A 17444-nucleotide genomic window follows, 5' to 3' on the forward strand; every position below is an offset into this window, starting at 1 on the left:
CCGCGAACCCGCCCCCGCCCCACTCCCCGCCCACCACCGAGATCACGAGCACCGAGTGCACCCCGGAACGACGCCCCCGGTGCAACACGCTCCCCTGATCACGAGGTCGGGGCGCAGCCTCCGTACGTCCGGTGATCAGCAGGCGGAAAGGCACCCCAGAGCCGGCGCACGAGGGTCTTTCGACCTCCTGATCTTCGCCAGAGCCCCGACACCCGGTGCGCCCGCTCCACACCCCGCCGCCACCGAGATCACGAGCACCGAGTGCACCCCGGAACGACGCCCCCGGTGCACCACGCTCTCCTGATCAGGGGCGCAGGGCCCGCCGCCCCGAACATCCCGTCACCGCCGCGCCGAGGAGCACCTTCCGCATGATCGACGGGCTCGCCCGCCTGCCGAACGTGCCGGTCGCGCGGGGCCACGCCTCGCACCCCCGCCCAGCGATGACACGAAAGCGCCGTTCGCGCCGCCAGAGGCAGCGAACGCGCCGTTCGTGCGTTCCAACGCCGACACCAGCCCGCCGACCCCGCAGAACGCCTCTCAGAGCCCCGCACGCACGCCCCGGACACACCACGACCCCGCTCCGGCGGGCGGAGCGGGGTCGTGGGGGCAACGCGGGTGCGGACCTCAGTGCGCCTCGGGGCCCGCGTGGTATTCGAAGACGAGGCCGCAGATGGCGATGAGCAGGCCGATGCCGGCCAGGACGATCAGCCACCACTGCCACAGCGCGATGCCCAGGCCGGTCATCGCGGTGCCGCCGGCGACGGCGAGCGGCCAGTAGCTGCCCGGGCTGAAGAAGCCCAGGTCGCCGGCGCCGTCGGACACCTCGGCCTCGGGGTTGTCCTCGGGGCGCTCCTCGAGGCGGCGGGCCACGAAGCGGAAGTAGGTGCCGATGATCAGGGTGAGGCCGCCGGTCAGCGTCAGGGCGACGATGCCGACCTCCTCGCCCGAGAGGATGCCGTACACGATCGCGCAGACGAAGCAGAAGACCGTGAGGATCTCGAAGATGCGGGATTCGACTCTCATCGGGTCCTCACTTGACGGCGATCTGCGAGGTGGGGCTCTGGTCGAACGGCGGCGTGGTGATCGACTGCGGGGCGCACAGCTCGCCGCAGTTCATCGTCGCCAGGGCGTCCGCGGTCGTGTAACCCTGCCCCGTCTGCGGGTTGACCTGGCCGCGCAGACGCAGGAACTGCTCGAACTGGTCCTGCGGCAGGGCACGGACCTCGAAGTTCATCATCGAGTGGTACGCGCCGCAGAACTCCGCGCAGCGTCCGACGAAGGCACCGGGACGTTCGATCCGGTCGATCACCCAGGTGTTCTTCTGGTCGTTCTCGGCCGGGTACGGGATGACGTCACGCTTGAACAGGAACTCCGGCACCCAGAACGAGTGGATGACGTCCTGCGACTCCTGGGTGAAGGCGATCGGCCGGTCGACCGGCAGCACGAGGATCGGCACCTGGGTCGTCGTCCCGATGACCGAGGCGGGTTCACCGTTCGGTGCCGGGGTGTCGGGGTAGCTGAACTCCCAGTTCCACTGGAACCCGACGACGTCGACCTTCAGCTCGTTGCCCGTCGCGTTCCGGTCGACCACGTTCTGCACGACGACCGTGAAGTAGAAGAGCACCGCGACGATGATCAGCGGGACGACCGTGAGCACCAGCTCGAGCGGCAGGTTGTACTGGAACTGCCGCGGCAGGTCCGACGCGCCGGCCTTCTTCCGGTGGAAGGCGACGGTCCAGGCCGTCAGCCCCCACACGATGGCGCCGACGACGAGGGCGGCGACCGCGGACCAGGTCCAGAGGGTGCGCATCTGCGTCGCCTCGGGCGTGACGCCGACGGGCCAGCCGAAGCGCAGGACCTCGTCGACGGTGCAGCCGGACGTCAACAAGGCCACGGTGACGGCCGCGAAGGCCAGGCCCACGGCCCGGCGCACGCGACCGGTGCGGCTCCGGACCGGCGTCCCATCTCGGCGCACTGCTGGCTGCCTTCCTCCTCGGGCGGTGCCCCCACGTCCGCGCTGGTCATACAGCCCGGCGTCGGCGTGGTGAGCGGCCCGGCGGACCCGGGCCCCGACGTCGTTGCGGAGACTAGCCGAGCCAGCCACTACGCGCTGTCGGAGGGGCGCGGCGGGTCGCTCGCCCACGCGGCCCGGGGCGTCCGGAGGCCCGGTCCCGAGGGTCGTCATACTGGCCCGGGCCCGGCTCGTCCGGGCCCGACGGCGACCCCGGAACCGGAGGTGTCAGCGGACGCGTGTGCGGCCTGATGGGATTGATCACGTCCGACGGTGCGGGCGCGGCGCGCGCCGAGGCGGTGCGGGAGAGCCTCACGTGCATGCGCCACCGCGGGCCGGACGAGTCCGGCGAGTGGCACGACGAGGACGTGGTGCTCGGGTTCAACCGGCTGTCCATCATCGACGTCGAGGGCTCGCACCAGCCCCTGACGTACGCGAGCGACCGCTACCGCATCGTCTTCAACGGCGAGATCTACAACTACCTCGAGCTGCGTGAGGAGCTGGCCCGCGACCACGGCGCGCAGTTCGTCACCGACGGCGACACCGAGGCCATCGTCGCGGCCTACGACGTGTGGGGCGCCGACGCGGTCCGCCGGCTGCGGGGCATGTTCGCGTTCCTCATCTGGGACACGCAGGAGCGGGTGCTGTTCGGCGCGCGCGACCCGTTCGGCATCAAACCGCTGTTCGTCGCCGCCGGCCCGCACGGCGTCGCGTTCGCCAGCGAGAAGAAGAGCCTGCTCGAGCTCGCGCAGGCCCTCGGCGAGCCCACCACCGCGCCCGACCCGACCGCGCTGCAGCACTACCTCCAGCTGCAGTACGTCCCCGAGCCGCTGACGCTGCACCGCTCGATCCGCCGCGTCGAGTCCGGGACGAGCTTCACCGTCTCCCCCGGCGAGCCGATGACCGCCGAGCGCTACTTCACCCCGTCGTTCGACGAGAAGCCGGTCGACGACGAGGTGCGCCTGCACCACGAGATCACCGAGGTGCTGCGCGACTCGGTGGCCAAGCACATGCGCGCCGACGTCACGGTGGGCGCGTTCCTCTCCGGCGGCATCGACTCGACGGCGATCGCGGCGCTGGCCCGCGAGCACAACCCGGACCTCATCACCTTCACCACCGGCTTCGAGCGCGAGGGCTACTCCGAGGTCGATGTCGCGCGCGAGTCGGCCGAGGCCATCGGCGTGCGGCACGTCGTCCGCACGGTCGACGCCCGGGAGATGATGGACGCGCTCCCGCTCATCGTCTGGTACCTCGACGACCCGGTGGCCGACCCCGCGCTGGTGCCCCTGTGGTTCGTGGCGCGCGAGGCCCGCAAGCACGTCAAGGTCGTGCTGTCCGGGGAGGGCGCCGACGAGCTCTTCGGCGGCTACACCATCTACAAGGAGCCGCTCTCCCTCGCGCCGTTCGAGAAGCTCCCGGGCGCCGTGCGCAAGCTCGCCGGCGCGCTCTCGTCCCGGCTGCCCGACGGCATGCGCGGCAAGGACCTGCTGCGCCGCGGCGCGCTCCCCCTCGAGGAGCGCTACTACGGCAACGCCCGCATCTTCCGCAACGACCAGCTCGCGGCCGTCCTGCGCGGCCACGACCCGGGCCTCTCGCACGTCGACGTCACCGCCCCGCTCTACGCCGACTCCGGCAGCTGGGACCCGGTGGCGCGCATGCAGCACGTCGACCTGTTCACCTGGCTGCGCGGCGACATCCTCGTCAAGGCCGACAAGATGACGATGGCGAACTCGCTCGAGCTGCGGGTGCCGTTCCTCGACCGCGAGGTGTTCGAGGTCGCGTCGCACCTGCCCACCGAGCAGAAGGTCGCGCACGGCACCACGAAGTACGCGCTGCGCCGTGCCATCGACGGCATCGTGCCCCCGCACGTGCTCAACCGCCGCAAGCTCGGGTTCCCGGTGCCGATCCGCTACTGGCTCGCCCACGACATGCTCGACTGGGCGCGCCAGATCGTCCGCGACTCGCAGACCGACGCGATCCTCGACAAGGCGGCCGTGCTGCGGCTCCTCGACGAGCACCGCGCCGGGCCGGTCGACCACTCGCGGCGCATCTGGACGCTGCTCGTGTTCATGCTCTGGCACGGCATCTTCGTCGAGCGGCGCATCCGCCCGGAGATCCCCGAGCCGAACTACCCGGTGTATGCGTGAACGTGCGCCACGCAACGGTCCGGTCCCGGTCGCGCTGAGTTTCACCTAGGCTCGATCGCTGGTCCGAAGGACGTAGTGCGATTCGAGAGGTAGGCATGGACGTACTGGGGATCGGCAACGCCATCGTCGACGTGCTGTTCCGCACGGACGACGACACCATCCGTGCGCACGAGCTGCCCAAGGGCGGCATGACGCTCATCGACGAGGCCCAGGCCGAGAAGCTCTACACCGAGGCCGGCGACACGACGGAGCGCTCGGGCGGCAGCGTCGCCAACACCATCGCCATCGCCGCGGCCCTGGGCGCCGACGCCGGCTACGTCGGGAAGGTGTCCGACGACCGTCTCGGGACGTCGTTCACCGAGTCGATCCGCTCGCACGGGGTCTCGTTCAGCACGCCCGCCCTGTCCGGCAGCCCGGCCACGGCCCGCTGCCTGGTCATGGTCACGCCCGACGGCGAGCGCACCATGAGCACGTTCCTGGGCGCCTGCACCGCGCTCGGCCCCGACGACATCGAGCAGGACGACGTCGCCGGCAGCAAGGTCAGCCTCATCGAGGGCTACCTCGCCGACACCGAGCACGCGCGCCGCACGATCGGCAAGATCGTGGACGCCGCCGCCAAGAGCGAGGCGCGCGTGGGCCTCACGCTCTCGGACGCGGGCTGCGTCGAGCGCCACCGCGAGTACTTCCGCGAGCTGACCCGCGAGAACGTCGAGATCCTCATCGCGGACGAGGACGAGGTCGCCGCGCTGGTCGGCGACGACCCGGTCACCTCGCTGCTGCGCGGCCAGGGCGGCAACTGCGAGGTCGTCGTCGTCACCCACGGGCCGAAGGGCTCGACGGTCTACGACGCCGACGGCAGCGTCGAGGAGGTCGGCGTCCGCGACGCCGACGAGCTCGTCGACACCACCGGCGCGGGCGACGCCTACGCCGGCGGGTTCCTCTACGGCTGGAGCCGCGGGCTCGGCCACGCCACCTCCGGGCGGATCGGCGCCGTGGCGGCGTCCCACGTCGTGGCCCAGCTCGGCGCCCAGCCGCCGGAGGGCCTGCGGGACAAGGTCGCGGCCGAGGTCGACGGCCTGTAGGACCCCGGACGCACGACGGCCCCGGACCTCGGCGAGGTCCGGGGCCGTGTGCCGTCAGGCGGCGATCAGTTGAAGCTGTCGCCGCAGGCGCACGATCCGCCCGCGTTCGGGTTGTCGATCGTGAAGCCCTGCTTCTCGATGGTGTCGACGAAGTCGATGACCGCACCCTGCAGGTACGGGGCGCTCATGCGGTCGACCGCGACGGTCAGGCCGTTGAAGTCGACCTCGAGGTCGCCGTCGAGGCTGCGGTCGTCGAAGAACAGCTGGTAGCGCAGGCCCGCGCAGCCACCGGGCTGCACGGCGATGCGCAGCGACATGTCGTTGCGGCCCTCCTGGTCGAGCAGGGCCTTCGCCTTCCCGGCGGCCGAGTCGGTCAGCTCGACGCCGTGGGGCTTGGTGTCGGCCTCGGTCGGCGCGGCAGGGTTCTCGACGGTCATGGTTCTCCCTTGAGCTCCCGGGACGGACGTGGTGCACACACTCGCCGAGTGCAACCCGGGCGCGGTGCCGTGTGTTCCCTCGGGGACCGGTGTACCCGTCCCCGCGGCCTGATCCCATCGTCGCACACCGGACGCGGTGCTTCATGCGAGCGCGCTCACGCCCGTCACTCGGGTCGAGCTCCTGCTTCGCTCCGTCTCCCGTCACTCGGGTCGAGCTCCCGCTTCGCTCCGTCTCCCGTCACTCGGGTCGAGCTCCCGCTTCGCTCCGTCTCCCGTCACTCGGGTCGAGCTCCCGCTTCGCTCCGTCTCCCGTCACCCGGGGGGCCGCGCGCCCCACCTCCGGGCGACGCCCTCCGCCAGGTCCGCCAGGCGGGCCGCCGGCTCGGCGAGCGCCGCCTCCACCGAGCCCGCGTCGGCGGCCACCGAGTACGCGCCGTCCAGCCCGGCCTCGACGGCCTCGCCGCCGGTCATCTCGACCTGTCCGGCCAGCGCGATGCACGGCACCTCGTGCTCGCGCGCCCGGGCGGCAACGACCGAGACGAGCTTGCCGTGCAGCGACTGCCCGTCGAGCCGTCCCTCGCCGGTGACGACGAGGTCCGCGTCCCGCATCGCCGCGTCCAGCCCCGCGACGTCGCGGACCAGCTCCCCGCCGGGCACACGCGCCGCGCCCAGCGCGGCGAGCGCCGCCCCCAGGCCGCCGGCCGCCCCGGCGCCGGGCTGCCCCGCGAGGTCCGGGAGCCCGCACTCCTCCCCCAGCACGCCGCCCCACGTCGCGAGCGCCGCGTCGAGGGCGGCGACCGTCTGCTCGTCGGCCCCCTTCTGCGGCCCGAACACCGCCGCGGCGCCCTCGGGGCCGGTCAGCACGTGGTCGACGTCGGCGGCGACCACCAGCGCCACGCCCGCGAGGTGCGCCCGGACGTCGGGCAGCCCGACCAGGCGCGCGACCGCCGCCAGCGCGCCCCCGCCGTCGGGCAGCGGGTGGCCGTCGCCGTCGAGGGCGACCGCGCCGAGCGCGGCGAGCATCCCGGCGCCGCCGTCGGTGCACGCCGAGCCGCCGAGCCCGACGACGATCCGCTGCGGCGATCGGGCGAGCGCCGCGGCCACCAGCTCGCCGACGCCCCGGCTCGTCGCGGCCGCGGCGGTCTCCGGGGTGCGCTCGGGCACGAGGTGCAGGCCGCACGCCGACGCCGACTCGACGTACGCGGTCCCGTCGAGCTCCAGCCACGTCGCCGTCGTCGGCTCCCCCAGCGGCCCGGTGACCTCGACGTCGTGACGGGTGCCGCCGCGCGCGGTGTGCAGGACCTCCACGAACCCCGTCCCCCCGTCCGCCAGGGGCAGCAGCACCGTCCGGTCGTCGGGGTGCGTGCGCGCCCAGCCCTCCGCCATCGCGGTCGCGGCCTCGGCAGCGGTGAGGCTGCCGCCGAAGGAGTCGGGAGCGAGCAGAACGCGCATGAGGATCACGGTAGGGGGTGGGGGCCGTGTCCTATCCTGGTCGCGTGAAGTTCCTGCGCCGCGGCACCGCTTCCTCCGAGTCCACCGACACCGCCGTGTCGGACGAGACCGAGGACCGTGAGTCCGTGGTGGTGGGCGAGCGGGTGCGCTCGCAGACGGCGGGCAAGGGCCGCCCGACGCCGTCGCGGCGCGACGCCGAGGGCAAGAAGCGCGGTCCCGTCGCGCCCGCACCGAAGACCCAGCGGGAGGCCATCAAGCGCGCGCGGTCGCTGCGCGGCAGCAAGGAGGACCGGCGCAGCGCCTCCGCCGAGCGCCGCAAGCGGATGATGGCCGGCGACGACGCGGTGCTCATGCCCCGCGACCGCGGCCCCGCCCGCGCCTACGCGCGCGACCTCGTCGACGGCCGCCGCAACCTCATGGGCCTGTTCATGCCGCTGGCGGTCGTCATCTTCGTGACGGTGATCGTCCCCGTGCCCGCCGTGCAGACCGCGGGCAGCCTGATCTGCCTGATCATGCTCGTGATGATGGCGCTCGAGGGCGTGCTGCTCGGCCGGCACGTGGTCTCGAAGGTCCGCGCGAAGTTCCCGAACGAGCAGGTCGGCGGCCTGTCCTTCGGCTGGTACGCCTTCACCCGCGCCACCCAGATCCGCAAGCTGCGCATGCCGGCGCCGCGGGTCGCGCGCGGCACGCCCGTCGACTGACGGGTGGCGTGACCCCGCGCGTCCTCGTCCTCGGCGGCACCCGTTCGGGCAAGTCCGCGTACGCCGAGGCCCTGCTCGACGCCGAGGCGCCCGCCCTCTACGTGGCGACGGCGCGCGGCGTCGACCCGGCCGCCGACCCGGAGTGGGCGGGCCGGGTCGAGGTCCACCGGGCCCGGCGGCCCCCGCACTGGCGCACCATCGAGGACGCCGACCTCCCCGCGGTGCTGGCCGGCGCCCCGGGCGTCCCGGTGCTGGTCGACGACCTCGCCACCTGGGTCACCGGCCTGCTCGACGACGCCGGCTGGGAGCGCGACGCGCTGTCGGTGGCGGCCGCGCGGGCCGACCTCGTCGCGGCGGTCGCGGGGTTCGCCGGCACCCTGCTGCTCGTGTCGGCCGAGGTCGGGCTCGGCGTCGTGCCCTCGACGAGCGCGGGGCGCCGCTTCCGCGACGAGCTCGGCGCGCTGAACCAGGAGCTCGCGGCCGTGTGTGACGAGGTGTGGCTGCTCGTCGCCGGGGTGCCGCTGCGCCTGCGGTGAGACCTGTGGATACCGTCGGCGGCGTGCAGCCCGCGACCCCGACCGCCTCGTCGCACGCCGTGGCGCCGCCCGACGAGACCGCCCGGCGCGAGGCCCTCGCGGCGATGCCGGGCGGGAGCTACGGACGGCTCGAGGAGCTCGCGGCGTGGCTCGCCGCCTGCCAGGGCCGGGCGCCGGTGCGCGCGCCGCGGCGGGTGCGGGCGGTGCTCTTCGCCGCCGACCACGGGATCGCTGCCGCCGGGGTCTCGGCGCACGCGCCGAGCGAGACCGCGGCGCGGGTCGCCGCCGTGCGGGACGGGTCCGCGCCGGTCTGCCGCTTCGCCGAGGCCGCAGGAGCCGGGCTGCGGGTCGTCGACGTGGGGCTCGCCGCCCCCGCGCCCGGCGACGCGCGCGACGACCGGGCCGTCGTGCGCGGCGGCGGTCGGCTCGACGTCGAGGACGTCCTGACCGCCGACCAGGCCGCCGCCGCGGTCCGCGCCGGCCGCGAGGTGGCCGACGAGGAGGTCGACGAGGGCGCCGACCTGCTCGTCGTGGGCGAGCTGGCCGTCGGCGTCAGCACCCCGACGGCGGTGCTCGCCGCGGCGATGACGGGCCGCGAGCCGGTGGCCGCGGTCGGGCGCGGCAGCGGGATCGACGACCGCGTGTGGATGGTGAAGGCGGCGGCGGTGCGCGACGGCCTGTGGCGTGCCCGCTCGGTGGGTCGCGACCCGCAGGGCCTGCTGCGCATCACCGGCGGTGCGGACCTCGCCGCGCTCGTGGGCTTCCTCGCCCAGGCCGCGCGCCGGCGCACCCCGGTCGTGCTCGACGGCGCCGCGACGGCCGTGGCCGCGCTGCTCGCCGACGCCGAGGCCCCCGGCGCGCGGGCCTGGTGGGTGGCCGGGTCGCGGTGCACGGAGCCCGCCCAGGCCCTCGCGCTCACCGTCCTCGACCTCGAGCCCCTGCTCGACCTGCAGATGCGGGCCGGCCAGGGCACGGGAGCGCTCGCCGCGGTCGGGCTGGTCCGCGCGGCCGTCGCGGTCTGAGCCCCGTGTGAGCCGGATCGGCGCCGGGGTCGCGCTCGCGGTCGCGATGTTCACGGTCGCGCCGGTGCGCGCGTCGCGGATCGACCGGGCGGCGGCCGGCGTCGCGCTGGTCGTGGTGCCGCTGGTCGGGGTGGTCCTGGGCGCGCTGCTCGGGGCGTCCGCGACCGGGCTCGTCGCCCTCGGGGCGCCCGCGCTGCTCGGGGGCCTCGTCGCGGTCGGTCTCGGGGCCGCGGCCACCCGCGGCCTGCACCTCGACGGGCTCGCCGACCTCGCCGACGGCCTCGGCAGCCACGGCGACCCCGCCCGCACCCTCGCGGTGATGCGCGACCCGGGCACCGGGGCGTTCGCGGTCGTCTGGCTGGTCGTGGTCATCGGTGTGCAGGCCACCGCGGTCGGGGCGCTCGCCGACCGGGGCCTGCTCATCGCCGTCGTCGCCGGCGCGCTGGCCCTGGCCCTCGGGCGTGCGGCGTTCGCGTGGGTCGCGCGCCGCGGGGTGCCGGCGGCGTCGCCCGACGGCCTCGGCGCCCTGGTCGCGGGCACCCAGCCGGCGTGGGTGGCGCCCGCGTGGGCGGTGGTCCTCGCGGCCGGCGCGTCCCCCGTACTGGGCTGGCGCGCGCCGGTCGCGGCGGTGCTCGCCGCCGTGGTCGTCGTGCTCGTCGCGGCCCACGCGCGCCGGCGCCTCGGGGGCGTGTCGGGCGACGTGTTCGGCGCCTGCGCGGAGCTCGCCGCCACCGCCGCCCTGATCGTCCTCGCGACGGCCTGAGCAGCCCGGCCAGCCTGGCCGCAGCGAACGTGGCGTTCGGTGCTTCTCGGCGCGCGAACGCCCGGTTCGCGGCGAGCACCGCGAACGGGGAGTCGTGATCAACGGGGACTTTGCGCGCCGAGAAGCAGCGAACAGCGCGTTCGCTGCGACAAAGAGAGCTCAGGCGAGCTTCTGCATCCAGCCGCGCGGGTCGGGGGCCGCGCCACGCTGGATGGCGGTGAGGCGGTCGCGCAGGCGGTGGGTCATCGGGCCGGGCGTGCCGTCGCCGATGTCGTAGCCGCCGCCCTCGTGCTTCACCGTGCCGACCGGGGTGATCACCGCCGCCGTGCCGCACGCGAACACCTCGGTGAGGTGGCCCGCGGCGACCTCCTTCTCCATCTCGTCGGTGGAGATCCGCCGCTCGGTGACGGTGGCGCCCTCCTCCTGGGCGAGCTCGAGCAGCGACCGGCGCGTCACGCCGGGGAGCAGGGAGCCGGAGAGCTCGGGGGTGACGACCTCGACCGCGCCCGAGGGGTCGGTGAACACGAAGAAGAGGTTCATGCCCCCCATCTCCTCGATCCACCGGTGCTCGAAGCCGTCGAGCCACACGACCTGGTCGCAGCCCTGCGCCGACGCCTGGGCCTGCGCGGCGAGTGAGGCCGCGTAGTTGCCGCCGCACTTCGCCTCGCCGGTGCCGCCGGGCACCGCGCGCACGTAGTCGGTGGACAGCCACACGGTGACCGGGGCCAGGCCCCGCGGGAAGTAGGCGCCCGCCGGGGAGGCGATGAGCAGGTAGAGGTACTCCTCGCTGGGCCGCACACCGAGCCCGGACGACGACCCGAACATGAACGGCCGCAGGTACAGCGAGTCCTCGCCGCCGGCGGCCGGGACCCAGCGGTGGTCGACCGCGATGAGCTCGTGCAGCGAGTCGAGGAAGAGGTCCTCGGGCAGCGGCGGCATCGCGAGCCGCTCGGCGGAGCGGGCCATGCGGGCCGCGTTGGCGGCCGGGCGGAACGCGTGCACCGAGTCGTCGGCCCAGCGGTACGCCTTCAGGCCCTCGAAGATCGTCTGGCTGTAGTGGAGCACGACCGAGGCCGGGTCCATGGCCAGCGGCTGGTAGGGCCCGACGGTGGCGTCGTGCCAGCCGCGGGCGGCGTCCCAGGAGATCGTGACCATGTGGTCGGTGAAGAACTTGCCGAACCCGGGCGCGGCCAGTACCTCCGCCACACGCTCCGCGGTCGCCGGGGCGGGGTGCGGGGCATGGGTGAAGGTCGTACTCATGGGCCCAGACTAGTCCGACGGGGCAAGACTCTCGGGTGAGCCCAGCGCCGCCCGCGTCACGAGACCGGTGACCCGTCCGTCGCGCACCACCCACGCCGCCTCGGCGTCCCCGACGATCGCGCGGGCGGCCTCGAGCCCCTCCCCCGCCCCGACGCTCGGTGCCACCGGGCGGACGTGGGTGACGACGGCGTCGCCGTCGGGCAGGCCGTCCAGGTCGCGGACCGCGAGCGCCCCGAGGATCTCCGACGGCGCGGCGGCGCCGGCGTCGCGGTCGCGGGACACCGGCACCGGGCCGGGCACCCCGTCGAGCACCTCGCGGGCGCGGGCCACCGTCCACGACGCGCGCAGCACCGGCAGATCGACGACGTCCAGCTCACCGACGGACCCCGGCCCCTCCTCGGTGAACCCCAGCCGGCCGAGCCACCCGTCGTCGAAGTACTTCGACAGGTAGGCCCGCCCGGAGTCGGGCGCGATGACGACCACGACGTCGTCGGGGCCCAGGTCGCGGGCGATCCGCAGCGCCCCCGCGACGGCCGTGGCCGACGACCCGCCCAGCAGCAGGCCCTCCTCGCGGGCCAGGCGGCGGGCGGTGAGCATCGTCGTGCGGTCGTCGACGCGCACGATCTCGTCGGCGACGGAACGGTCCCAGTTGGCGGGCCAGGGGTCGTCGACGGTGTCGGGGTGGCGGTAGTGCCCGATGGCCTCGACGTAGTACGGGCTGCCGTCCCCGCCGCCGTAGGCCGAGGTCGCGGGGTCGACGCCGACGACCCGCACCGGGCCGCGCTCCTTGAGCGCCGACCCCGTGCCCGAGATGGTGCCGCCGGTGCCGATGCCGGCGACGAGGTGGGTCACCGCGCCGCCGGTCTGCTCCCAGATCTCGGGCGCGGTGGTGTCGCGGTGGGCCTGCGGGTTGGCGGGGTTGCCGTACTGGTCGGCGAGCCAGCCGCCCGGCGTCTCCTGCGCGATCCTCGCGGCGAGGTTGTTCACGTGGCGCGGGTCCTCGCGCGTCAGGCCGCCGGGGGTCGGCACGACCTCGGCGCCGTAGGCCCGCAGCGCGGCGATCTTCTCGGCGGCGGTGGTGTCCGGGACGACGATCACCGTGCGGTAGCCGAGCACCCCGCCGACCAGCGCGAGCCCGATCCCCGTGTTGCCCGAGGTGCCCTCGACGATCACCCCGCCCGGCCGCAGGTCCCCGGACCGCTCGGCGGCGCGGACCATGGCGAGCGCCGCGCGGTCCTTCACGCTGCCGCCCGCGTTCTGCCACTCGGCCTTGAGGTAGATCCGCGGGGCCAGGCCCTCGCTCACCCGCCGCAGGCGGATCAGCGGGGTCGCCCCGATCGCGTCGAGCACCGACTCGTGCACCGCTCCGGACACGGGTCGTGTCTACACGTCAGGATGTCCCCGTGACGTTCCCGGGCTTCGGCGAGGCGGTCGTCGACTTCTACGAGGGTCTCGAGGCCGACAACACCAAGGCGTACTGGACCGACCACAAGGCGGTCTACGACGAGCAGGTGCGGGCGCCGATGGTCGCGCTGCTCGCGGACCTCGAGACGGAGTTCGGCGCGGGCAAGGTCTTCCGCCCCTACCGCGACGTCCGGTTCGCGGCCGACAAGACGCCCTACAAGACGCAGTGCGGGGCCACCGCCGGCCCGCACTACGTCCAGGTCTCCGCCGACGGGCTGATGGTGGCCGGCGGCTACTACCGGATGACCTCGGCGCAGGTCGCCCGCTACCGGGCGGCGGTGGACGACGAGCGCCACGGACCGGCGCTCGAGGAGATCGTCGACGGCCTGCGCGGCGAGGGGTTCACGATCGGCGGCGAGCAGCTGAAGTCGCGCCCGCGCGGCGTCGACCCCGCGCACCCGCGCCTCGCGCTGCTGCGCCACAAGAGCCTGTTCGCCTGGTACGCCTGGCCGCCGTCGGACGAGCTGCACGAGCCCGGGCTCGCCGACCGCGTCGCGACCACCTGGCGCCGCCTCGCGCCGTTGGGCCGCTGGCTCGACGACCACGTCGGGGTCGACCTCGACGACGCCGCCGAGCGCCCGGGCGGGCGTCGCCGCTGACTCACCGTCACCACGCCACGGCGCGCCTAGCCTGGTCCCCGTGCAGACGAGGACCCGGGCGGCGGTCGGGGCGGGCCTCCTGCTGGTCCTCGCGCTGCTCGCGGGCCTCCTGTGGTGGGTGGCCGCCGAGCGGGGCCTCACCGCCCGCGACCTGTGGGAGGTCGTCGAGCCCCCGCCGCCGGAGCCGTGCAGCGAGAGCGACCCGACGGCCGACGGGTCGGCCCGGGGCTGCCTGACCCCGACCGCCCTGCGGCTGCACGACGCGGCCGTCGCCCGCTTCGGCGACCCGGGCCGCGACGCCCCGATCCGGTCGATCAGCTGCTGGTCCGAGCACGCCTGGAACCCCTCGAGCGACCATCCGAAGGGCCGCGCCTGCGACTTCTTCCCCGCCCGCTCGGGCGAGTTCCCGCAGGGCGACGACCTCGCCGCCGGGTGGGCCGTCGCGGAGTGGCTGCGGGCGGAGGCCCGGGAGCTCGACGTCCGCTACGTCATCTGGCAGGGCCGCATCTGGTACCGCGGGAGCGCCGACGCCGCCGACGGCTGGGGCCGGCCCTACCGCGGCGGCGGCGTGTACGACCCGGAGGACGCCACCGGCGGGCACTTCGACCACGTGCACGTCAGCGTGGGTCGCTCATGACGGGATCGGGCCGCTCTCCCAGTCGCGCAGGTTGACCTGGTCGCACTCGAGGGCGAACTCGTCGATCTCCTCGGCCGAGGCGCCGCGGGCGAAGCGTTCGGCGAGCCCGCGGAAGTAGTGCTCGCGCGGGTACCGGGACGCCGGTGCGCCGGGCACGAAGAGGATGAGGAACCGGGCCTGCTCGTCGCCGACGGCGCGGAACGCGTGCACGCCGTTGACGGGCACGTGGGCGAAGTCGCCGCTGCCCAGCACCTGCCACTCGCGCCCGCTCATCACCGCGAGACGCCCGGAGATCACCCAGAACGCCTCGCTGAACCCGGTGTGGAAGTGCGGCACCGCGCCCATCCGCCCGGGCTCGGCGGCGCTCTCGAACAGCCCGTAGCCGCCGCCGGTGACGTCGCCGGGCGCCAGGAAGATCGCCGGCCCGGCCTGCTCGGCCTGCGAGCGGAAGCGGAAGACGCCGGGGTCGGACGCGGGGATCTCCGTCGGGAAGCTCACCCGGCCATCCTCACCGCACGTGCGAGGCCACGAAAGGCGGCGAGACGACCTCGCACTCGAGGGTGCGTCCCCGCACGTCGATGGCCACGACGTCGCCCTCGTCCAGCCCCGCGGCGGTGTCGAGAAGCGCGAGCGCGATGCCGGTCCTCAGCGTCGGCGAGAAGGTGCCCGACGTGGTCTCGCCGACGGTCTCGTCGCCGCGCCTCACGGTCATGTGCCCGCGCGGCACCCCGCGCCCGGTGGCCTTCAGCCCCCACGACCGGCGCCGCGGCCCGGCCTCGCGCTCGGCGACCAGGGCCTCCCGGCCCCAGAACGCGTCCTTCTTCCAGCCCACCGCGAACCCGCACCGCGCCTGCAGCGGCGTGATGTCCGGGCCCAGGTCCTGGCCGTGCAGCGGGAGCCCCGCCTCGGTGCGCAGCGTGTCGCGGGCGCCGAGCCCGGCGGGCAGGCCACCTTGCTCGGCCACCACGGCGGCCAGCGCGTCCCACAGCTCCCCCGCACCGTCGGAGGGGGCGATGAGCTCGTAGCCGCGCTCGCCGGTGTAGCCCGTGCGGCACACCCGCACCGGGCGCCCGTGCCACTCGGCGTCGACGAAGGCCATGTAGTCGAGCTCGGTGTCGGGGGCGAGGAGGCCGACCTCGGCGAGCACCGCCGGCGACGCCGGCCCCTGCACCGCCAGCACGACGTGGGCCTCGTGCTCGTCGGCGACCGTGATCTCCTCCGGCGCGACCTCGGCGAGCTGCCGGCCGACCCCCGCCGAGTTGGCGGCGTTGGGGACGGCGAACACCTCGTCGGGCCCGACGAGGTAGAGGATGAGGTCGTCGATCACCCCGCCGTCGTCCGCGCAGCACAGCGTGTACTGCGCCCCGCCGGGCTGGATGCGGGACAGGTCGTTGGTCAGGCAGCGGTCGACGAACGCCGCCGCGCCCGGGCCGCTGACGCGGACCTTGCCCAGGTGGCTGACGTCGAAGAGCCCGACGGCCTCGCGCGTCGCGGTGTGCTCGGCCACCGTGCCCCCACGACCGTCACGGCTGTACTGGACGGGCATCTCCCACCCGCCGAAGGGCGCGAACGAGGCGCCGAGGGCGACGTGGTGATCGTGCAGCGGGCTCCGGCGAGGATCGGTGTCGGACACCGCGGCACGGTAACCGAGCCCGTCCGGTCCTAGCATGTGATCGACACCGCCGACCTGGGGAGAGACCGCACGTGAGCAGCACCCCCGCCCTCGAGCTCCTCGGCGCCGCGCCGGGTGGAGACGCCCTCACCGACGCCGACGCGCTCGTCGTCGGTGTCCGTCCCGGCAGTGGTGACGGGGCTGGTGGGGCGGACCCCGTCGTCGCGGGCGACACGGCCGTGCTCGGCGACCTGGCCGGCGAGCTGCCCGCCCTCGTCGCGCTCCTCGGCGGCACCGGGAAGGCCGAGGAAGTCACCCGGGTGCCGACGCGCGGGGCGATCGGGACCCCGCTGGTCCTCGCGGTGGGGCTGGGCAAGGAGCCGGCGCAGGCCGCCGGCGAGGCCCCCGATCTCGCCGAGCAGGTCCGCCGCGCCGCCGGCGCCGCCGCGCGCGCCCTCCACGGGAAGGCCGCGCACGTCGTCACGACGCTCTCGACGCTCGACACGGCCGCGACGGTCGAGGGCACGCTGCTCGGCGACTACGCCTTCACCGACTACAAGAAGACCCCGGACACGGCGCCGACGGAGCTGGCGCGGGTCGGGCTGGTGGGCGACGGCGACCAGGACACCGTGACGCGCGCGGCGACCATCGCCCGGGCCGTCCGCAACGCCCGCGACCTCGTCAACACCCCGCCCAACGACCTCTACCCCGACGCCTTCGCGCAGCGCGCGAGGTCCCTCGCCGAGGCGGCGGGCGTCACCGTCGAGATCCTCGACGAGTCGGCGCTGGCCGAGGGCGGCTTCGGCGGCGTGCTCGGCGTCGGCGGCGGGTCCTCGCGGCCGCCGCGGCTGGTCCGGCTGACCTACTCCCCGGCGAACCCGCGCAAGAAGGTGGCGCTCGTCGGCAAGGGCATCACGTTCGACACCGGCGGCATCTCGATCAAGCCGGCGGCGAACATGGACCACATGACCTCGGACATGTCCGGGGCCGCCGGCGTCGTCGCCGCGACCTGCCTGGCCGCCGAGCTCGGGCTGGACGTCGAGGTGGTCGCGACCGTCCCGATGGCCGAGAACATGCCCTCGGGCACCGCCTACCGCCCGGGCGACGTGCTGCGGATGTACGGCGGCACCACCGTCGAGGTCCTCAACACCGACGCCGAGGGCCGCCTGGTCCTGGGCGACGCGATCGCCCGCGCCTGCGAGGACGCCCCGGACTACCTGCTGGAGACCTCCACGCTCACCGGCGCCCAGACCGTCGCCCTCGGCGCGCGCACCCCGGGTGTCATGGGCACCGAGGAGTTCCGCGACCGCGTCGCCGGGCACGCCGTGGCCGCGGGCGACGGCGGCTGGGCGATGCCGCTGCCCGAGGAGCTGCGCTCAGACCTCGACTCCCGGGTCGCCGACCTCGCCAACGTCACCAACCACCGCTTCGGCGGGATGCTCGTCGGCGGCATCTTCCTGCGCGAGTTCGTGGCCGACGGCGTGCCGTGGGTGCACCTCGACATCGCCGGCCCGGCGTTCAACACCGGCGGCCCGCACGGCTACACCCCCAAGGGTGGCACCGGCGTCCCCGTCCGGACGATCGCGGCCCTGCTGGACGACATCGCACGGCATGGCTGATCGGCCCCGACGGGGTACAGGACGAGGTGGAAGGATGAACCCGGACATCGCCCCGTCGGAGTCACCACTCGGCGGCGGGGCCGCCGCACGCCACACGCCGAC

General features: G+C 74.8%; 17 protein-coding genes. 9 read left to right on the forward strand and 8 right to left on the reverse strand.

The window, feature by feature from the left end:
• Nucleotides 1-624: 624 nt before the first annotated feature.
• Both ACFPK1_RS22075 and ctaC read right to left on the reverse strand, forming a co-directional pair.
• Nucleotides 625-1023, reverse strand: coding sequence for a cytochrome c oxidase subunit 4 (locus ACFPK1_RS22075; RefSeq protein ID WP_378023098.1), 399 nt, complete (start codon nucleotides 1021-1023; stop codon nucleotides 625-627).
• A 7-nt stretch (nucleotides 1024-1030) separates the two neighbouring features.
• Nucleotides 1031-1933, reverse strand: a complete 903-nt coding sequence (gene ctaC, locus ACFPK1_RS22080) for an aa3-type cytochrome oxidase subunit II (RefSeq protein WP_378023099.1) — start codon at nucleotides 1931-1933, stop codon at nucleotides 1031-1033.
• A 317-nt stretch (nucleotides 1934-2250) separates the two neighbouring features.
• Here ctaC and asnB point away from each other — a divergent pair, with 317 nt between their 5' ends.
• Nucleotides 2251-4158, forward strand: coding sequence for an asparagine synthase (glutamine-hydrolyzing) (gene asnB / locus ACFPK1_RS22085; protein WP_378023100.1), 1908 nt, complete (start codon nucleotides 2251-2253; stop codon nucleotides 4156-4158).
• A gap of 95 nt (nucleotides 4159-4253) precedes the next feature.
• On the forward strand, nucleotides 4254-5240 hold the full coding sequence (locus ACFPK1_RS22090; protein ID WP_378023101.1) for an adenosine kinase: 987 nt from the start codon (nucleotides 4254-4256) through the stop codon (nucleotides 5238-5240).
• Nucleotides 5241-5305: 65 nt separating this feature from the next.
• Here ACFPK1_RS22090 and ACFPK1_RS22095 read toward each other — a convergent pair whose 3' ends face one another.
• Both ACFPK1_RS22095 and ACFPK1_RS22100 read right to left on the reverse strand, forming a co-directional pair.
• Nucleotides 5306-5677: a HesB/IscA family protein gene (locus ACFPK1_RS22095; protein WP_378023102.1), complete on the reverse strand. Its 372-nt coding sequence runs from the start codon at nucleotides 5675-5677 to the stop codon at nucleotides 5306-5308.
• Between the two features lie 312 nt (nucleotides 5678-5989).
• Complete coding sequence (locus ACFPK1_RS22100; protein ID WP_378023103.1) at nucleotides 5990-7129, reverse strand: glycerate kinase family protein; 1140 nt, start codon at nucleotides 7127-7129, stop codon at nucleotides 5990-5992.
• A 44-nt stretch (nucleotides 7130-7173) separates the two neighbouring features.
• Here ACFPK1_RS22100 and ACFPK1_RS22105 point away from each other — a divergent pair, with 44 nt between their 5' ends.
• From ACFPK1_RS22105 to ACFPK1_RS22120, 4 genes are read left to right on the forward strand one after another with little or no spacing between them, the layout of a single operon-like run.
• Nucleotides 7174-7830, forward strand: coding sequence for a DUF3043 domain-containing protein (locus tag ACFPK1_RS22105; RefSeq protein ID WP_378023104.1), 657 nt, complete (start codon nucleotides 7174-7176; stop codon nucleotides 7828-7830).
• An 8-nt stretch (nucleotides 7831-7838) separates the two neighbouring features.
• Nucleotides 7839-8366: a bifunctional adenosylcobinamide kinase/adenosylcobinamide-phosphate guanylyltransferase gene (cobU, locus tag ACFPK1_RS22110; RefSeq protein WP_378023105.1), complete on the forward strand. Its 528-nt coding sequence runs from the start codon at nucleotides 7839-7841 to the stop codon at nucleotides 8364-8366.
• Between the two features lie 23 nt (nucleotides 8367-8389).
• Entirely contained in the window at nucleotides 8390-9388 is a 999-nt protein-coding gene (locus tag ACFPK1_RS22115) for a nicotinate-nucleotide--dimethylbenzimidazole phosphoribosyltransferase (RefSeq protein WP_378023106.1), read from the forward strand.
• 7 nt (nucleotides 9389-9395) lie between these two features.
• On the forward strand, nucleotides 9396-10151 hold the full coding sequence (locus ACFPK1_RS22120) for an adenosylcobinamide-GDP ribazoletransferase (RefSeq protein WP_378023107.1): 756 nt from the start codon (nucleotides 9396-9398) through the stop codon (nucleotides 10149-10151).
• 159 nt (nucleotides 10152-10310) lie between these two features.
• On the opposite strand, the gene ACFPK1_RS22125 is transcribed toward ACFPK1_RS22120, so the two are convergent.
• Entirely contained in the window at nucleotides 10311-11411 is a 1101-nt protein-coding gene (locus tag ACFPK1_RS22125) for a branched-chain amino acid aminotransferase (protein ID WP_378023108.1), read from the reverse strand.
• A gap of 9 nt (nucleotides 11412-11420) precedes the next feature.
• Nucleotides 11421-12785, reverse strand: coding sequence for a PLP-dependent cysteine synthase family protein (locus tag ACFPK1_RS22130; protein WP_378023109.1), 1365 nt, complete (start codon nucleotides 12783-12785; stop codon nucleotides 11421-11423).
• A 29-nt stretch (nucleotides 12786-12814) separates the two neighbouring features.
• Between ACFPK1_RS22130 and ACFPK1_RS22135 the strand changes: the two genes are divergently transcribed.
• Nucleotides 12815-13474, forward strand: coding sequence for a DUF2461 domain-containing protein (locus ACFPK1_RS22135; RefSeq protein WP_378023110.1), 660 nt, complete (start codon nucleotides 12815-12817; stop codon nucleotides 13472-13474).
• A gap of 40 nt (nucleotides 13475-13514) precedes the next feature.
• Complete coding sequence (locus tag ACFPK1_RS22140; protein ID WP_378023111.1) at nucleotides 13515-14111, forward strand: VldE C-terminal domain-containing protein; 597 nt, start codon at nucleotides 13515-13517, stop codon at nucleotides 14109-14111.
• Here the strand turns inward: ACFPK1_RS22140 and ACFPK1_RS22145 are convergent.
• Both ACFPK1_RS22145 and gcvT read right to left on the reverse strand, forming a co-directional pair.
• The gene (locus ACFPK1_RS22145; RefSeq protein ID WP_378023112.1) at nucleotides 14106-14609 is read right to left on the reverse strand and encodes a cupin domain-containing protein; all 504 of its coding nucleotides are present in this window, start codon (nucleotides 14607-14609) and stop codon (nucleotides 14106-14108) included. The genes ACFPK1_RS22140 and ACFPK1_RS22145 overlap by 6 nt on opposite strands.
• Before the next feature lie 10 nt (nucleotides 14610-14619).
• On the reverse strand, nucleotides 14620-15744 hold the full coding sequence (gcvT, locus tag ACFPK1_RS22150; protein WP_378023113.1) for a glycine cleavage system aminomethyltransferase GcvT: 1125 nt from the start codon (nucleotides 15742-15744) through the stop codon (nucleotides 14620-14622).
• A gap of 71 nt (nucleotides 15745-15815) precedes the next feature.
• Between gcvT and ACFPK1_RS22155 the strand changes: the two genes are divergently transcribed.
• Nucleotides 15816-17342, forward strand: coding sequence for a leucyl aminopeptidase (locus ACFPK1_RS22155; RefSeq protein WP_378023114.1), 1527 nt, complete (start codon nucleotides 15816-15818; stop codon nucleotides 17340-17342).
• Nucleotides 17343-17444 lie beyond the last annotated feature (102 nt).

Source organism: Actinomycetospora rhizophila, from assembly GCF_042657905.1.
Classification (GTDB): Bacteria; Actinomycetota; Actinomycetes; order Mycobacteriales; family Pseudonocardiaceae; genus Actinomycetospora; species Actinomycetospora rhizophila.